Raw genomic sequence first — 13766 nt, forward strand, 5'->3', positions numbered from 1 at the left:
TGCTCGTGGCGGCGGCGCGGATCGAGCGGCGGCGGAGCCTGCCGTCTCACGCGGTGCGCGGTACCACCGCGAGGTGCGGACGTCTGGTGACGCGGGCCAGAATCCTCCGGTCGGTGTGCCAGGCGAGCAGGTAAGCCGCGGCCACTGCGCACAGCGCGGTGGTCACGCCGCAGAAGGCGAGCGTCCACCGCACGCCGACCACGGTGGCCAGCCAGCCGACCACCGGCGCGCCGATCGGCGTGCCGCCCATGAAGACGAGCAGGTAGACGCCCATGACCCGGCCGCGAAGCTGCGGCGCGACGGTGGTCTGCATCACCGCGTTGGCGGTCGTCGCCACGGTCAGCCCGGCCGTTCCGGTAAGCAGCAGCAACAGCGCGAAAGCCGCGAAATCGGGCATGGTCGAGGAGAGCGCCTCCAGCACCCCGAAGGCCACCGCGCCGCCGAGCACGATCCGGATCCGCGCGGTGCCGCGCTGGGCCGCCAGCAGCGCCCCGATCAGCGAGCCGACCGCCATGATCGCGGACAGCAGCCCGTACGCCGAGGCCCCGGCGTAGAAGATGCCCGTGGTGAACAGCGGCAGCAGGACCGGGAAGTTCAGGCCGAAGGTGCCGAAGATCAGCACCGTGGCCAGGACCGCGATCAGGTCGGGCCGGGTGCGCAGATAGCGGAAGCCCTCGATCTGCTGACCGCGGCGCCGTTCGAGGGTCCTCGCGGGCAGCAGGTCGCGGCCGCGGATCGCGGCGAGGCTGGCGACGACGGCGGTGTAGGAGATGGCGTTGATGAGGAACACCCAGCCGCTGCCGGTGATCTCGGAGCTGAACATGCCGATCATCACACCGGCGACCGCCGGGCCGACGATCCGGGCCAGGTTGAAGTTCGCGGAGTTCAGCGAGACCGCGTTCTGCAGTTGCCGCGGTCCGACCATCTCGACCACGAAGGACTGGCGCGCCGGAGTGTCCAGCGCGGTGACGGTTCCGAGCGCGAGCGCGAAGAGGTAGATCTGCCAGACGGTGACCGCGCCGCCGAGCGTCAGCCCGCCGAGCGCGGCCGCCAGCAGACCCATCGTCGTCTGCGTGATCATGAGCATCGCGCGCTTCGGGTAACGGTCGGCCAGTGCCCCGCCCCAGACCGACAGCAAGAGGATCGGCAGGAACTGGAGCGCCGCGACCACGCCGAGCGCGATGCCGCTGTGGGTCAGCGCCAACACCAGCCAGTCCTGGGCGATGCGCTGCATCCAGGTACCGGTGTTCGAGAAGAGTTGCCCGGCCGCAAAGAGCCGGTAGTTGCGGATACGCAGAGATCGGAAGGTGGTGTTGACGGCGCTACGCGCGCTCAAGGGCGGCCCCCCTGGATCGAGCGGTCATGCGGTATCGGGACGTGCGGACGGCCCACACCGATGGTGAGACTACATCATTAGTTACGCTAAGCAGCAAGGAGTTATTCCGCGCAGCGCTCCTTACCGTCCGGGCAGGGTCGCGGGCGATCTACCGCAAGCTGTGACCGCCGACCGTGGCCCGTGGCCCGTGATCCGTGCTCAGTGATCCGTGCTCAGGGATCCGTGATCCGTGATCCGTGATCCGTGGCACGAAGAGATTCACTGCGGCCGGTTGTCGATTCGGCGGGCTGCTGTTCGTCGTACTGGTGTCGGAACCGAACCGAAGTGATAGGACACCGTCATGGCGGAATACATGATCCTGCTGTTCGACGACGAGACCGCGTGGGCCGAGGCGTCGCCGGACGAGTACGACCGGATCTTCAAGGCACACGGCCGTTTCCAGGAGCAGTGCGCCGAACTGGGCGGCCGTATCGTCAGCAGCGGCGCGCTCCAGCCGACGAGCACCGCCACCAGCGTGCGCGGCGACGTGGTCACCGACGGCCCGTTCGCGGAGACCAAGGAGGCTCTCGGCGGCTACTACCTGATCGACGCTCAGGACCTGGACCAGGCACTGGCCATCGCGAAGCTCGTCCCGGTGCTCAGGGGCGGCGTCGAGGTGCGGCCGATCATGGTCTTCTGACAGATGACGCCGGACCCGCGATCACGGCCGGACCGCGGCGACGCCTTCCACGGGGGTGTGGGCGACGCCGCGTACGTCCGGTCCGCGATCGAGGACGCGCACCGTCGCGAGTGGGCCTTCGTGCTCGCCGCCACGGCGCGCGTCGCCGGTGATCTCGACCTGGCCGAGGAGTGCGTGCAGGACGCGTATCTCGCGGCGCTCGACGCGTGGACCAGACAGGGCGTGCCGAGCAGCCCCGGGGCGTGGTTGACCACGACGGCCCGCCGGCGCGCCCTGGATGTCTGCCGCCGCCGGCGGACGCTGCGGGACAAACTGCCTCTGCTCGTCGAGCCGGAGCCCGCGCTCGAAGGTGTCGACGCCGGTGACGGGCCGGACTGCGCCGCGGTGCCCGACGACCGGCTGCGCCTGATCTTCACCTGCTGCCATCCCGCGCTCGCCGGGGAGGCGCAGATCGCGCTCACCCTCCGTCTGGTGTGCGGCCTGACGACCCGCCAGATCGCGCACGCGTTCCTGGTCTCGGAGGCGACGATGGCCGCGCGCGTGACCCGGGCCAAGAAGAAGATCGCCGCGGCGCGCATCCCCTACCGTGCGCCGGACGCCGACGAACTGCCCGACCGGCTCGGCAGGGTGCTGTCAGTGATTCATCTGGCCTACACGACAGCTCACACCGATCCCACCGGCGCCGAGCTGATGCACCGGGACCTGGCGGCCCGGGCGATCGATCTCGCGCGCATGCTGCTCGCTCTCATGCCCGACGAACGCGAGGTGCGCGGCCTGCTCGCGCTGCTTCTGCTCACCGACGCGCGCGCCGCGGCGAGGATCGACGCACAGGGCCGCTTGGTGCTGCTGGAAGACCAGGACCGCGATCGCTGGAACCGCGGCTTCATCGAGGAGGGCACGGGCCTCGTCGCGCGAGCGCTGCGCGGCGGCCGTCCCGGACGCTACGCGCTCCAGGCCGCGATCGCGGCTCTGCACGACGAGGCCGTGTCGTATCAGGACACCGACTGGCCGCAGATCGTCGAGCTCTACGACGTGCTCATGCGCGTATGGCCGTCCCCTGTCGTCGCGCTCAACCGCGCGGCGGCCCGGTCCATGGTCTATGGCCCGCAGGCCGCTCTCGCCGAGATCGCCGAGCTCGAACAGCACGCCGCGCGCGCGAAGGCCGACTCGCTGGCCGGATACCGTTATCTAGCGGCCGCGAAGGCCGACCTCCTGCGCCGGCTGGGCCGCACGGAGGAAGCGGTGTTGACGTACCGTCAGGCGCTCGAGCTCACCGAAGGGACCGCCGAGCGCGAGTTTCTGCTGCGGAGGCTTCGCGAGCTCGGTGCCGGTTGAGACAAACGGGTCTGTCGCCCTGTCACCCGTTCAGACATCTCTCACTAATACGGCCTACACCTGAGCGCACTCGACAGGTGGAGTGCGCAGCACCGAGTTATGAACGTGTCATGCACAAATTGACCCGGCACCACAGCGAACCCACGGAGCACTTCGCCTCTCGCGCCCGTCGTCGCGCGGTCGCCACGGCGCTCGCCCCGCTGCTCGCCGCCACGACCAGCCTCCTGATTTCTCCCGCCACCGCCGACGCGACGGTCCGACATACGCACCATCGCGCGGCGGCACACACCTCAGGCCACCACGCGTCCAAGCGCCCCGCTCACCGAAAGACCACCAGCGCGCCGCACGCGACCGCCATACACGGCTCACGCGGCGCGGTGGCGCTGCGCTTCGCGGTCGCGCAACTGGGCAAACCGTATCGCTGGGGCGCCACCGGCCCCGGCTCGTACGACTGCTCCGGCCTCACCCAGCGGGCCTGGCGTGCCGCCGGGGTGTCGATTCCGCGCACGACGCAGGCGCAGGCGCGCTTCGGCACTCCCGTACCGCTCAGCCGGATCCAGCCCGGCGATCTGGTGATCTTCTACGCCAACGCCTCGCACGTGGGGATCTACGCAGGCCACGGCAAGGTGATCGTCGCCCCGCATCGCGGAAAGGCCGTCAGCTACGCGTTGATGCGCTGGATGCCGATCTACGCCATCCGCCGGCCTGGCTGACCGAGCGGTACGCCGCGTCCGACCGTCGACGAGCGACGTAAGGTCCATTCCAGCGGCAGGTGGCCCCGCAGCGAATCGGCGGTATTGGCGGATGGCGCAGCTCGCGGAGCCGGAGCACTCACGTGTCGTTCAAGCGAAAGTGGCCGGCCCCGCTACCGCTTCGTCACTTCACGTTGAGGACCTGCTGGATCGGGTTGAGCGCGAAGTAGGCCGCGAACAGCGCGGCCACGATCCACAGTAGCGGGCTTACCTCGCGGATCTTGCCCGCCGCGGCCTTGACCAGCACGAAGGCGATGACGCTGGCGCCGATGCCGACCGTGATCGAGTAGGTGAACGCCATCAGCGTCATCGCCAGGAACGCCGGGACCGCGATCGTCCAGTCGTCCCAGGGCACGGCCTTGATCTGGGTCAATGCTTGTTCGCGCCCTACTGCGGGATCTGCGGCTACCGGTCGAAGGGAAGCAATCGGAAAGCGTCGAAGCGTCTGGTCAGCGGAGTGACGGTGCGAAAGTGCCGCTGGTCCGCGGTCAAGATCTCGTTCGTCTCGTAACGCTCGGCGAGCACTGCGTTGACCGCATCCGTAAGCCCGATCCTCAAGTCCCGGTGCTTGGCGACAAGGTGGCGTGCGGCGCGCAGGTCGTCCGAGTCGAGGTCCGGGAGCTCGTACGCGCCACCGGTCAGATCGTCGATTACCGCAAGTTCCTGCTCGACTCCGGCCTTGTCCAGCACCATGTAGTCAATCTCCGCCACAACCAGCGGGGAGACGACGGGTGGCTGGTCGGCGCCGGTCAGCACCTCGCGCACATCGCCGTACAACGGGTGCTTAGGGATCGTGCCGATCAGATACCCGGAGGTGTCGACGATCAGGCGCGCCACCAGTCGCCCTCCAGCCCGTGCTCGCCGAACCCGGCGGACAAGTGCGCGTCAACGTCGTCAGCGACCGAAGGGGCCATATCAAGCGCCGGCGGATTGGGTTTGGGCCGCTCAGGTTCCTCGGCCAGCAACCGATCGATCGCGTCGCGGATCAGCTCGGCCTCGCTGCGGTGGCGGCGCCGTGCGGCCAGGGATAGGCGCTGCTTGGCGTCCCGTGACAGGTAAACGGTGGTGCGCGTCATACTCATGCCATATATGGTAGGGGAACTTGGCATCTCGGAAGCGGCACCGGCCACCGCGGCTGAAATTACTGCGCGGCAGTCGCTGGCGCGCCGTCGGCAGGCCAGTTCAGTGGCGGATGGCGCAGCTCGCGGAGCCGGAGCACTCACGTGTCGTTCAAGCGAAAGTGGCCGGCCCCGCTACCGCTTCGTCACTTCACGTTGAGGACCTGCTGGATCGGGTTGAGCGCGAAGTAGGCCGCGAACAGCGCGGCCACGATCCACAGCAGCGGGCTTACCTCGCGGACCCTGCCCGCCGCGGCCTTGACCAGCACGAAGGCGATGACGCTGGCGCCGATGCCGACCGTGATCGAGTAGGTGAACGCCATCAGCGTCATCGCCAGGAACGCCGGGACCGCGATGGTCCAGTCGTCCCAGGGCACGTCCTTTATCTGCGTCATCATCAAGAAACCGACCACCACCAGAGCCGGGGCGGCGGCCTGCTGCGGCACGACCGTGGCCAGCGGGGTCAGCAGCGAGGTCAGGCCCAGCAGCAAGCCGGTGACCACCGAGGCCAGACCGGTGCGGGCGCCCTCGCCGACACCGGCCGCCGACTCCACGAAGGTCGTGTTCGAGCTCGCCGAACCGAAGCCGCCGGCCGCCGCGGCCAAGCCGTCGATGAACAACACGCGGCCGATGTTCGGCACGTTGCCGTCCGCGTCGAGCAGACCGGCCTCGGAGCTGACGCCGACGATCGTCCCCATCGCGTCGAAGAAGTCGGAAAGGATCAGCGTGAAGATGAACACGATCGCGGTGACCACGCCGGCGTGTACGAAGCCGCCGAACAGCGAGACCTTGCCCAGCAGCCCGAAGTCCGGGGTGGAGACCACCGAGTGCGGCCACTTCGGCTGGATCAGGCCCCAGTCGGCGGCCTTGAGGTGCGCCGCGTAGTTGATGACGATCGCCAGAATCGTGGTGCCCACGATCGAGATCAGGATCGCCCCCGGCACGCGGCGCACCAACAGGACGAAGGTGACCAGCACACCGACGCAGAAGACCAGGATCGGCCAACCGGTCAGCTCGCCGTTGTTGCCCAGCTGCACCGGCACGGTGGACTGGGCCGCATCCGGGATCCGCGTGACGAACCCGGCGTCCACCAGGCCGATCAGCGCGATGAACAAGCCGATGCCGACACCGATGGCCTTTTTCATCGGCACCGGGATGGCGTCCATGATCAGCCGGCGCAGACCGGTGACCACGAGCAGGCAGATGCCCAGGCCCTCCAGCACCACCAGCCCCATCGCGTCCTGCCAGGACATCGTCGGAGCGATGGTGAACGCCACGACGCCGTTGAGCCCGAGGCCGGCGGCGATGGCCAGCGGCAGATTCCCGCCCAGGCCCATGACCAGCGTCATCACGCCGGCGACGATCGCCGTGGCGGCGGTGAGCTGGCCCAGGTTCAGCGTGTGACCGTAGAGGTCCTTGCCGCTGCCGAGGATGATCGGGTTGAGCACCACGATGTAGGCCAGGGCGAAGAAGGTGGCGACGCCGCCGCGCACCTCGCGGCCCGCCGTGGTGCCGCGCTCGGTCAGGCGGAAGAAGCGGTCCAGCGGATTGGCGGGGGACGGGGAAGAACCAGGCGGAGCGTCGAGCTCGGTTGGCGTGCTGGACATCAGGCGGCAATCCCTTTTGTATCGTCCGGATTCGGGTGTCACCCAGCTGGCTGAGTCGATGAGCCGTGTGGGCGATCGGCATGCGCCCGTACGGGTTGATGTACGGCAGGGGCCAGGGTTCCATAGGCTGATTACCGTGACTGTTCCCCGTGATCAAGAAATGGCATCGGATCCGCCTCGGAACGGGCATTCCGAGCCCCCAGGCGCCGATGGACCGGTAGGGCAGCCCTCCACGCCGGAACGCATCGAGGTCGAGCCGATGGAGACGAACGATGTCCTCATCGTCGCGATCGGTACCGCGCTGTTCGCAGTGGCTTTCGTCGTCCTGATCGCCCTACACACCTCGTTGGAGCGTTCCGGGCACGGGCGGTGGCCTTGGATCGCGCTTTCAGGCGTACTTCTCGGACTCTTCGGCTTGGTGTACTGCCGCCGTCGCCAGCAAAGACTGCCCAAAGTAAACGCACAGTAGTCGCTCCATCGCACTTGTCTCCATATACTGTGCGATGTGGAAACACCACGCTCCGCAGCGAGCAGTCCTAGGACGGGCGCCATGATGGCACTGTGCCCAGACTGCGACGGGCAGGGCCGCACCATCGTGACCTTCGGGTTGCTGCGCGGCGTCGGCTCACGGTCGACGCACGTACTGGAGACGGTGGCTCTGCGTGAGTGCGCGGTCTGCAACGGCGCCGGGTGGTACAACCCGGCGCACGGTAGATGACCCGAGGCGGATCAGACCCGGCGAAGCCGCACGGGCCCACCGCCTCAGGAGTGGCCGAGCACGGCCTCTTCATCCGCCGCGAACTGCGCGGCGTCCTTGTCCTGCCCGACGGCCGTGGTCTTGAACTGGACCGACCCGGAGGGGTGCAGCTGGACCTGATCGACCGCGTACTCGTCGACGATCGGCTCGCCCAGTTCGGCCGCGTCGGGCACGACCGCCGCCTCGGAATGGCCACCGCACCCGAAGTCGAGCCCGACGACGTGGCCGTCGGCCGGGGAGTACTCGTTCGCGCACACGCCGAACGCCTGGCTCAGCGTCCCGCGCAGCGGGGTGAGGAAGCCGCAGCTCGCGCAGCTGGCCGGAGCGGCCTGCGCGATCGGGGCGGCCCCGCCGAAGGATTCGCTCCAGCGCTGCGCGGCGCTTTCCCGACCGGTCAGCGACAACACCCGAACGCGGCCGAGACCGAGTTCGAAGGCGATCAGCGGAAGGCTGTCGCGCTGCGGCTCGTCCGGTGCCGCGTCGCCGGCCGGCATCGGGGCCCGGTCCCGCAGGGGCTTCGGTTCCGTCTCGTCGGCGCCGGTGTAGCCCGGTTCCAGCCGCGGGTCGTCCGCCGCGGTCGGCAGCAGATCTCCGACGCCGATGTCACCGGGCTGGATGCGCTCGCTCCACGGCAGCCAGCGCGGCGCCAGGATCGCGCCCTCGCCCGGAAGCAGGACGGTCTCGTCGACGGTGACCTGCTTGGAGCGCGAGGCCCTGGTGACCGTGACCGCCCAGCGCCAGCCGACGTAGCCGCGCTCCCGGGCCGCGAAATGGTGGGTGACGGTGCGTTCGCCGTCCGCGACGACGCCCAGATGCTCGCCGACTCGCCCGATGCCGGCAACATCCTCCGCCCCGGCAAAGGCGAGATCGACCGCGTCGGCGCATGCCTGGTCCAGCGCAGGGGTACGGCTCGGCCTCGTCTTGGTCGTCGCACTCACGGGGACGATGTTAGTCGGTCCCGGCTGCGTCTGGTGGACACGAGACAACTAAGGCGCTCCCGCGCGAGGATAGGCATGTGACTACTGGTAGGCGGAACCCTCGCGGGTACGGGGAGGGTCAGTCCGACGCTGATGCGCCGACTGAGCGCATGAGGCTGCCGGAACAGGGTGCCGGCGGATCAGACCCGAATATGCAGACGACTGCATCAGAGACCGTGGGCCTAAGAATCACCAAGCCTCTGATAACGCGCCGACCGGATGAGCACTGGACGCGGCAACGTCCCACGCACGAATCTTCCACACGCGGCCGGGACGGACAGGCAACACCGCGGGAAGGACAGGCATCGCCAGATGCCACTCCGGTCGGCTCGCCCGCGCCCGAAGACCCGACGATCGCCACCGCCCCGGGCCTGGACGCGACGCGCGTCGGGCCACCCGATCCCGACGACGCGGTACAGCGCGGCATGCGTGCGGTCAAACGCTCCGCGGGACGCGGGATCGACGCAGCGGACGCCGTCTACGGACGCATCCAGCGCGTCACCCACGCCGAGGGTGCGGGCGAGTCAGGGCTGGCGAACGTGCTGGAGATGGGCGCGGTGATCGGCGCCGGAGACATCCTGGTGACGCTGGCGCTGGCCAATTCGCTGTTCTTCTCGGTGCAGCCGAACGAGGCGCGCGCGAAGGTCGCGCTCTACCTGCTGATCACCATGGTCCCGTTCACCTTGCTGGCGCCGCTGATCGGCCCGCTGCTGGACCGGCTGCGCGGCGGCCGGCGCTTCGCGATGGCGGTCACGGCACTGGCGCGGGCGCTGCTGTGCCTGGTGCTGGCCAGGACGATCAGCGGCGGCGGGCTGGCCCTGTACCCGGCCGCCTTCGGCTGCCTTGCCGCCGCCAAGGCGTACGGGGTCAGCCGCGCCGCGGTGATCCCGCGGGTCCTGCCGCCGGGCACGACGCTGGTCCGGGCGAACTCACGGATCTCGTTGACGGCGCTCGCGGCCACGATGGTGGCCACGCCGATCGGCCTGGGCCTCGGCGCGATCGGGCCGGCGTGGACGCTCGGCTTCGCGGCGCTGGTCTTCCTCGTGGGCACCTGGCTGGCGATCAGGCTGCCCAAGATCGTCGACTCGAACGAGGGTGAGCTGAAGGCGCAGTTGCGCAAGCGGGACCGCGGTCCGGACGCCACGCTGGCCGAGTCGATGCCGGATCGCAGGCTGCGCTCGGTCGGCCCTTCGGTGCTGCTGGCGCTGCGCGCCAACGCCGCGCTGCGGGCGTTCTCCGGCTTCCTGAGCCTGTTCATCGCCTTCCTGGTGCGCAGCCACCCGCTCGGCGGGCTCAAGAGCCTGACCGCGGTCGGCGTGTTCGCGGCGGCGGTCTTCGCCGGCAGCGCACTGGGCTCGCTGCTCGGCAAGTTGTTGCGCGATCGCGACCCGGAGGCCATCATCACCGCTTCGGTCGCGCTGGCCGCGGTGATCGCGATCGTCGCCGCGTTCTTCTACGGGCTGGCGATGGTTCTGGTGCTCGCCGCCGCGGCGGGCATGGCGCCCTCCCTGTCCAAACTCTCCCTCGACGCGCTGTTGCAGCGCGACACGCTGGAGCGGGTGCGGACATCGGCATTTGCGCGCTCTGAGACGCTGCTCCAGCTCTGCTGGGTGCTTGGCGGCGCGGTGGGGCTGGCGCTGCCGTCCAACGGTGTTCTCGGGCTGAGCCTCGGAGCGGCCGGACTGAGCATCATGGCTCTGCTGACCATGAAGGCGCTGTATGACCTGCGCTGGCAGTCGGCGGGGGCTCAGGTAGCGTCCTGAGCGTGAATCCCAACCCTAGGCGCTGCCTGGTCGTCACGGCGGTCGAGGCGGAGCGTGCTGCGTTCGAGCGCGGGCTCGCCGGATCGGCGCGCGACCTGCGCGCCGCGGTGACGCTGCTGGCCGGCGGAGTCGGCGCGGCGATGGCTGCGGCGGCGACCGCGGCGACTCTGGCCCGTGAGCCCTACGACGTGGTCGTCAGCGCGGGAATCGGCGGAGTGTTCCCGGAGCGCGGAGGGCTCGCGGACCTGCTGGTCGCCGAACGGATCATCGCCGCCGATCTGGGCGCGGACGGGCCGGAGGGCTTCCGGTCCGTGACCGAACTCGGATTCGGCGTGACGGTGGTCGAGGCGCTGGCGCCGCATCCGCTCACGCCCGTGAACGGATGTGAGGTGGTGCGCGGGGACCTGCTGACGGTGAACACCGGCACCGGCACCGCTGACCGCGCGGCCTGGCTGCGTGCCCGCCACCCGGCGGCGGTCGGCGAGGCGATGGAGGGTTACGGTGTGGCTGTGGCCGCCGCGCGGTTCGGCCTGCCGGTCGCCGAGATCCGCGCGGCCTCCAACCTGGTCGGTCCGCGTGACCGCGCGGCCTGGCGGATCGGAGAGGCGCTGGACACGCTGGCGCGGGCCGCGGTGCCGATCATGGAAGGACTGCTGGGTTGAGTGCGGACTCGACTGCGCCCCGGGACGCGGCGCACACGGAAGGCGTGCTGAGCATCGCCTACTCCCCCTGTCCGAACGACACGTTCGTGTTCCACGCGTGGTCGCACGGTCTGATCGAAGGCGCGCCACGGATCGAGGTCACCCACGCGGACATCGACGTGACCAACAACCTCGTGCGCGAGGGTGGCCTGGATGTGATGAAGATCTCATATGCCGCGCTACCGGAGGCGCTGCCGGATTATGCGCTGCTGCCGTGCGGTGGCGCGCTCGGGCGCGGCTGCGGACCGCTGGTGCTGACCGGACCGGGCGACGCGCCACCCGCTTCCGGCGGCCGGACGCTCGAAGGCCGGACGCTCGAAGGCCGGACGCTCGAAGGCCGGACGCTCGAAGGCCGGACGCTCGAAGGCCGGACGCTCGAAGGCCGGACGGTCGCGGTGCCGAGCCTCAAGTCCACGGCGTATCTGCTCTTCCGCCACTGGGTTCGGGAGCAGGTGCCCGGCGGCGTCGCCGGACTCGGCGAGGTGGTGGTGCTGCCGTTCCACGAGATCATGCCGGCGGTGCGCGACGGCGCGGTGGACGCGGGACTGGTGATCCACGAGGCGCGATTCACCTACCCCGCGTTCGGCCTGCGCTGCCTCGCCGATCTGGGCGACTGGTGGGAGGCGGTGACCGGGGCGCCGATCCCGCTCGGCGCGATCGTCGCGCGCCGCTCGCTGGGCCGCGAGCGGATCGCCGAACTCGCCCGGGTCGTGCGCGCGTCGGTGGATCACGCCTTCGCGCACCCCGAGGACTCCCACGACTACGTCATGCAGCAGGCGCAGGAACTCGACCCTGAGGTCGCGAAGGCGCATATCGCGCTCTATGTGAACGACTTCACCCGCGACCTCGGGCCGGAGGGCTACGCGGCCGTGCGCAGGCTGCTCGGCCCCGCCCTGCCCGAGGGCGCGAGGCTCGAACCGGACGAGGCGCACCCCTGACGGTGCGCCTCGTCGGGCGAGGTGACCCCACGGCCGGACCGGTCATGCGGCCGGTCAGGTGCCGCGGGTCCGGTCAAGCGGCCGATCAGGCGCGGTCCGACCGGGCGAGCTGTCAGGCGTCGAGCTGGTCGGCGACGGCTCGCAGCAGCTTGGCCACCTTCTGGGCCGTGTCCCGATCCGGGTACTTGCCGCGGCGCAGCGTGTTCGATGCGTGGTCGAGCACCTTGATGACGTCCTCGACGATGACCACCAACTCGTCCGCGGGCTTGCGGGCCGCTGCGGCGACGGACGGCCGGGTATCGAGCAGGTGCAGGTTCAGCGCGCTCTCGCCCCGGCGGCCCTCGGCCACCCCGAACTCCACCCGCTGACCGGGCTTGAGCGCCGTCGTCCCGGCGGGCAGGGCCGAGGAGTGGACGTGGACATCGCCGCCGTCATCGCGCGTGATGAATCCGTAACCCTTTTCGGCGTTGTACCACTTCACCTTGCCGGTTGGCACGGGACTACCTCATCCGTCTTGTCGTCGCTGGAGTGCTTGCAGAGCCCGAGGGCGCGGTAGAGCGCGCTCGTCGCGTCACCCTGATGAGTTAAGGCTAGCTGGCGATCTACCGACGGTCACCAGTGTTACCCGGGCACGTTACCGCCCCGGAAGTCGCAGGTTCGAAACAAGGCGGCCCGTCTCTCAACTGTAGACGGAGCGAGTTCCACTAAGACGCCCCTGCATAACAATCCATCATGAGGCGGTCGCTCAGTGTCCTTCACGGCTGCGTTCACCGAGCCGCACGGCGCGGCCGAGGATTACAGCTGACGGGTGATGCCGCGGGCCAGCCGCCAGCTCAGGAAGAGCGCGGCCAGCAGCGCGGCGATCCGCGGGAGGGTACCGAAGAACGAAGCCGCTCCGGAGAGCAGGTCGGAGGTGTTCACCGCGGTCCCGCCCCAGAAACCGCGCTGATGCAGCCAGAACCCGAGGGCGTAGACCAGACCGGTGGCCACCGGCACGCCCACCACCAGCGCCCATTTCTCCACCGGGGTGAAGTAGCGCGAGGTGCAGGCGATCAGCGCGGCCAGCAGCAAGACCACCCACTGCCCGAGCACCGCGCCGACCAGGAACACCGCGATCGCCAGCGCCTCCCAAGGGCGCGCCTTGGGACCGTACAGCCAGGCGGTGCGAATCCGCGCCACCGCCGGGGCGAGCGGCTGCGGCTCCTCCAGCCCGCCCAGATCCGGCAGGATCATCGTCATGGTCGTCTCGGTGGCGGCCGCGGGCGGAGCCGGCGCGGCGAGCGCGCCGACCGTCTCGACCGAGTGCTCGGGAGCGAAGGGATCCGGGTCGAGGCACAGCTCGGGACCGTCCGCCGCAATGCGCGGGGCTACGGCCGCCTGGTTCAGCGGCACGTTCGGGCCGCCCGACGGGGAGCCGCCGACCAGCAGCGCGGCCAGGTCGTCGGTGATCGGCACCTGCGGACCGTCGCTGGCCCGCGCCAGGCGTGCGGTCAGCCGGGCCTGGTAGTCGGGATCGCGCTGCACCTCGCTGTCCACCACGGTGACCGGGTCGCCGAGGCGGCGCAGAATGCCGTCGAGGGTCGCCAGGTCGAGGCCGCGCCGGGCCCGCTCCCGTTCGATGGTGTCGCGCAGGGAATCGACGAGCCTGATGCGCGCGGCCGGGGAGAGCTTGCCGGAAGCCTCGTCCGCAACCTCGCTCAGATACCCGAACAACCGCTGTTCGGGCTGGATCTTCGTGCTCTTCATCACTTCCCCACGCAATTCGGCCTCCCCTCACGCTCTCAGTCCTGGTATTCCCACCCT

General features: G+C 69.8%; 16 protein-coding genes. 7 read left to right on the forward strand and 9 right to left on the reverse strand.

Annotated features, from left to right (window positions below):
• Positions 1–46: 46 nt before the first annotated feature.
• Positions 47–1336: an MFS transporter gene (locus KGA66_RS05655; protein WP_211465290.1), complete on the reverse strand. Its 1290-nt coding sequence runs from the start codon at positions 1334–1336 to the stop codon at positions 47–49.
• Positions 1337–1676: 340 nt separating this feature from the next.
• Between KGA66_RS05655 and KGA66_RS05660 the strand changes: the two genes are divergently transcribed.
• The 3 genes from KGA66_RS05660 to KGA66_RS32425 all read left to right on the forward strand — a co-directional run bounded on the left by KGA66_RS05660 (position 1677) and on the right by KGA66_RS32425 (position 4063).
• On the forward strand, positions 1677–2015 hold the full coding sequence (locus tag KGA66_RS05660; RefSeq protein ID WP_211465292.1) for a YciI family protein: 339 nt from the start codon (positions 1677–1679) through the stop codon (positions 2013–2015).
• A gap of 120 nt (positions 2016–2135) precedes the next feature.
• Positions 2136–3350 carry an RNA polymerase sigma factor gene (locus KGA66_RS05665; protein ID WP_369015818.1) on the forward strand — a complete coding sequence of 405 codons (1215 nt, stop codon included), beginning with the start codon at positions 2136–2138 and terminating at the stop codon, positions 3348–3350.
• Positions 3351–3460: 110 nt separating this feature from the next.
• Entirely contained in the window at positions 3461–4063 is a 603-nt protein-coding gene (locus tag KGA66_RS32425) for a C40 family peptidase (RefSeq protein ID WP_211465297.1), read from the forward strand.
• Between the two features lie 163 nt (positions 4064–4226).
• On the opposite strand, the gene KGA66_RS05675 is transcribed toward KGA66_RS32425, so the two are convergent.
• From KGA66_RS05675 to KGA66_RS05690, 4 genes are all read right to left on the reverse strand, one after another.
• A complete protein-coding gene (locus tag KGA66_RS05675) occupies positions 4227–4475 on the reverse strand; it encodes a hypothetical protein (RefSeq protein WP_211465299.1) in 249 nt (82 codons plus the stop codon).
• A 32-nt stretch (positions 4476–4507) separates the two neighbouring features.
• Positions 4508–4939 (reverse strand): PIN domain-containing protein, encoded by a 432-nt coding sequence (locus KGA66_RS05680; RefSeq protein WP_211465301.1) that lies wholly within the window; start codon positions 4937–4939, stop codon positions 4508–4510.
• Entirely contained in the window at positions 4927–5184 is a 258-nt protein-coding gene (locus tag KGA66_RS05685; RefSeq protein ID WP_211465304.1) for a ribbon-helix-helix domain-containing protein, read from the reverse strand. The genes KGA66_RS05680 and KGA66_RS05685 overlap by 13 nt, the downstream gene beginning before the upstream one ends.
• 182 nt (positions 5185–5366) lie before the next feature.
• A complete protein-coding gene (locus tag KGA66_RS05690) occupies positions 5367–6827 on the reverse strand; it encodes an NCS2 family permease (protein WP_211465306.1) in 1461 nt (486 codons plus the stop codon).
• Positions 6828–7086: 259 nt separating this feature from the next.
• Between KGA66_RS05690 and KGA66_RS32430 the strand changes: the two genes are divergently transcribed.
• Positions 7087–7296: a DUF2530 domain-containing protein gene (locus tag KGA66_RS32430; protein WP_211465307.1), complete on the forward strand. Its 210-nt coding sequence runs from the start codon at positions 7087–7089 to the stop codon at positions 7294–7296.
• Positions 7297–7452: 156 nt separating this feature from the next.
• Here KGA66_RS32430 and KGA66_RS31985 read toward each other — a convergent pair whose 3' ends face one another.
• A complete protein-coding gene (locus KGA66_RS31985; protein WP_369015819.1) occupies positions 7453–7593 on the reverse strand; it encodes a hypothetical protein in 141 nt (46 codons plus the stop codon).
• The gene (locus KGA66_RS05705) at positions 7590–8522 is read right to left on the reverse strand and encodes a DUF3027 domain-containing protein (RefSeq protein WP_312886770.1); all 933 of its coding nucleotides are present in this window, start codon (positions 8520–8522) and stop codon (positions 7590–7592) included. Before KGA66_RS05705 ends, KGA66_RS31985 begins: the two co-directional genes overlap by 4 nt.
• 464 nt (positions 8523–8986) lie before the next feature.
• On the opposite strand from KGA66_RS05705, the gene KGA66_RS05710 reads away from it, so the two are divergent.
• From KGA66_RS05710 to KGA66_RS05720, 3 genes are read left to right on the forward strand one after another with little or no spacing between them, the layout of a single operon-like run.
• A complete protein-coding gene (locus KGA66_RS05710; RefSeq protein ID WP_211465309.1) occupies positions 8987–10324 on the forward strand; it encodes an MFS transporter in 1338 nt (445 codons plus the stop codon).
• 2 nt (positions 10325–10326) lie between these two features.
• Complete coding sequence (locus tag KGA66_RS05715) at positions 10327–10986, forward strand: futalosine hydrolase (RefSeq protein ID WP_312886771.1); 660 nt, start codon at positions 10327–10329, stop codon at positions 10984–10986.
• Positions 10987–11033: 47 nt separating this feature from the next.
• The gene (locus KGA66_RS05720) at positions 11034–11963 is read left to right on the forward strand and encodes a 1,4-dihydroxy-6-naphtoate synthase (protein WP_369015820.1); all 930 of its coding nucleotides are present in this window, start codon (positions 11034–11036) and stop codon (positions 11961–11963) included.
• A 112-nt stretch (positions 11964–12075) separates the two neighbouring features.
• Here KGA66_RS05720 and KGA66_RS31990 read toward each other — a convergent pair whose 3' ends face one another.
• A complete protein-coding gene (locus KGA66_RS31990; protein ID WP_211465310.1) occupies positions 12076–12459 on the reverse strand; it encodes a cold-shock protein in 384 nt (127 codons plus the stop codon).
• A gap of 299 nt (positions 12460–12758) precedes the next feature.
• Entirely contained in the window at positions 12759–13709 is a 951-nt protein-coding gene (locus tag KGA66_RS05730; RefSeq protein WP_211465311.1) for a PIN domain-containing protein, read from the reverse strand.
• Between the last annotated feature and the right edge of the window lie 57 nt (positions 13710–13766).

This window comes from Actinocrinis puniceicyclus (assembly GCF_018283645.1).
Lineage (GTDB): Bacteria > Actinomycetota > Actinomycetes > Streptomycetales > Catenulisporaceae > Actinocrinis > Actinocrinis puniceicyclus.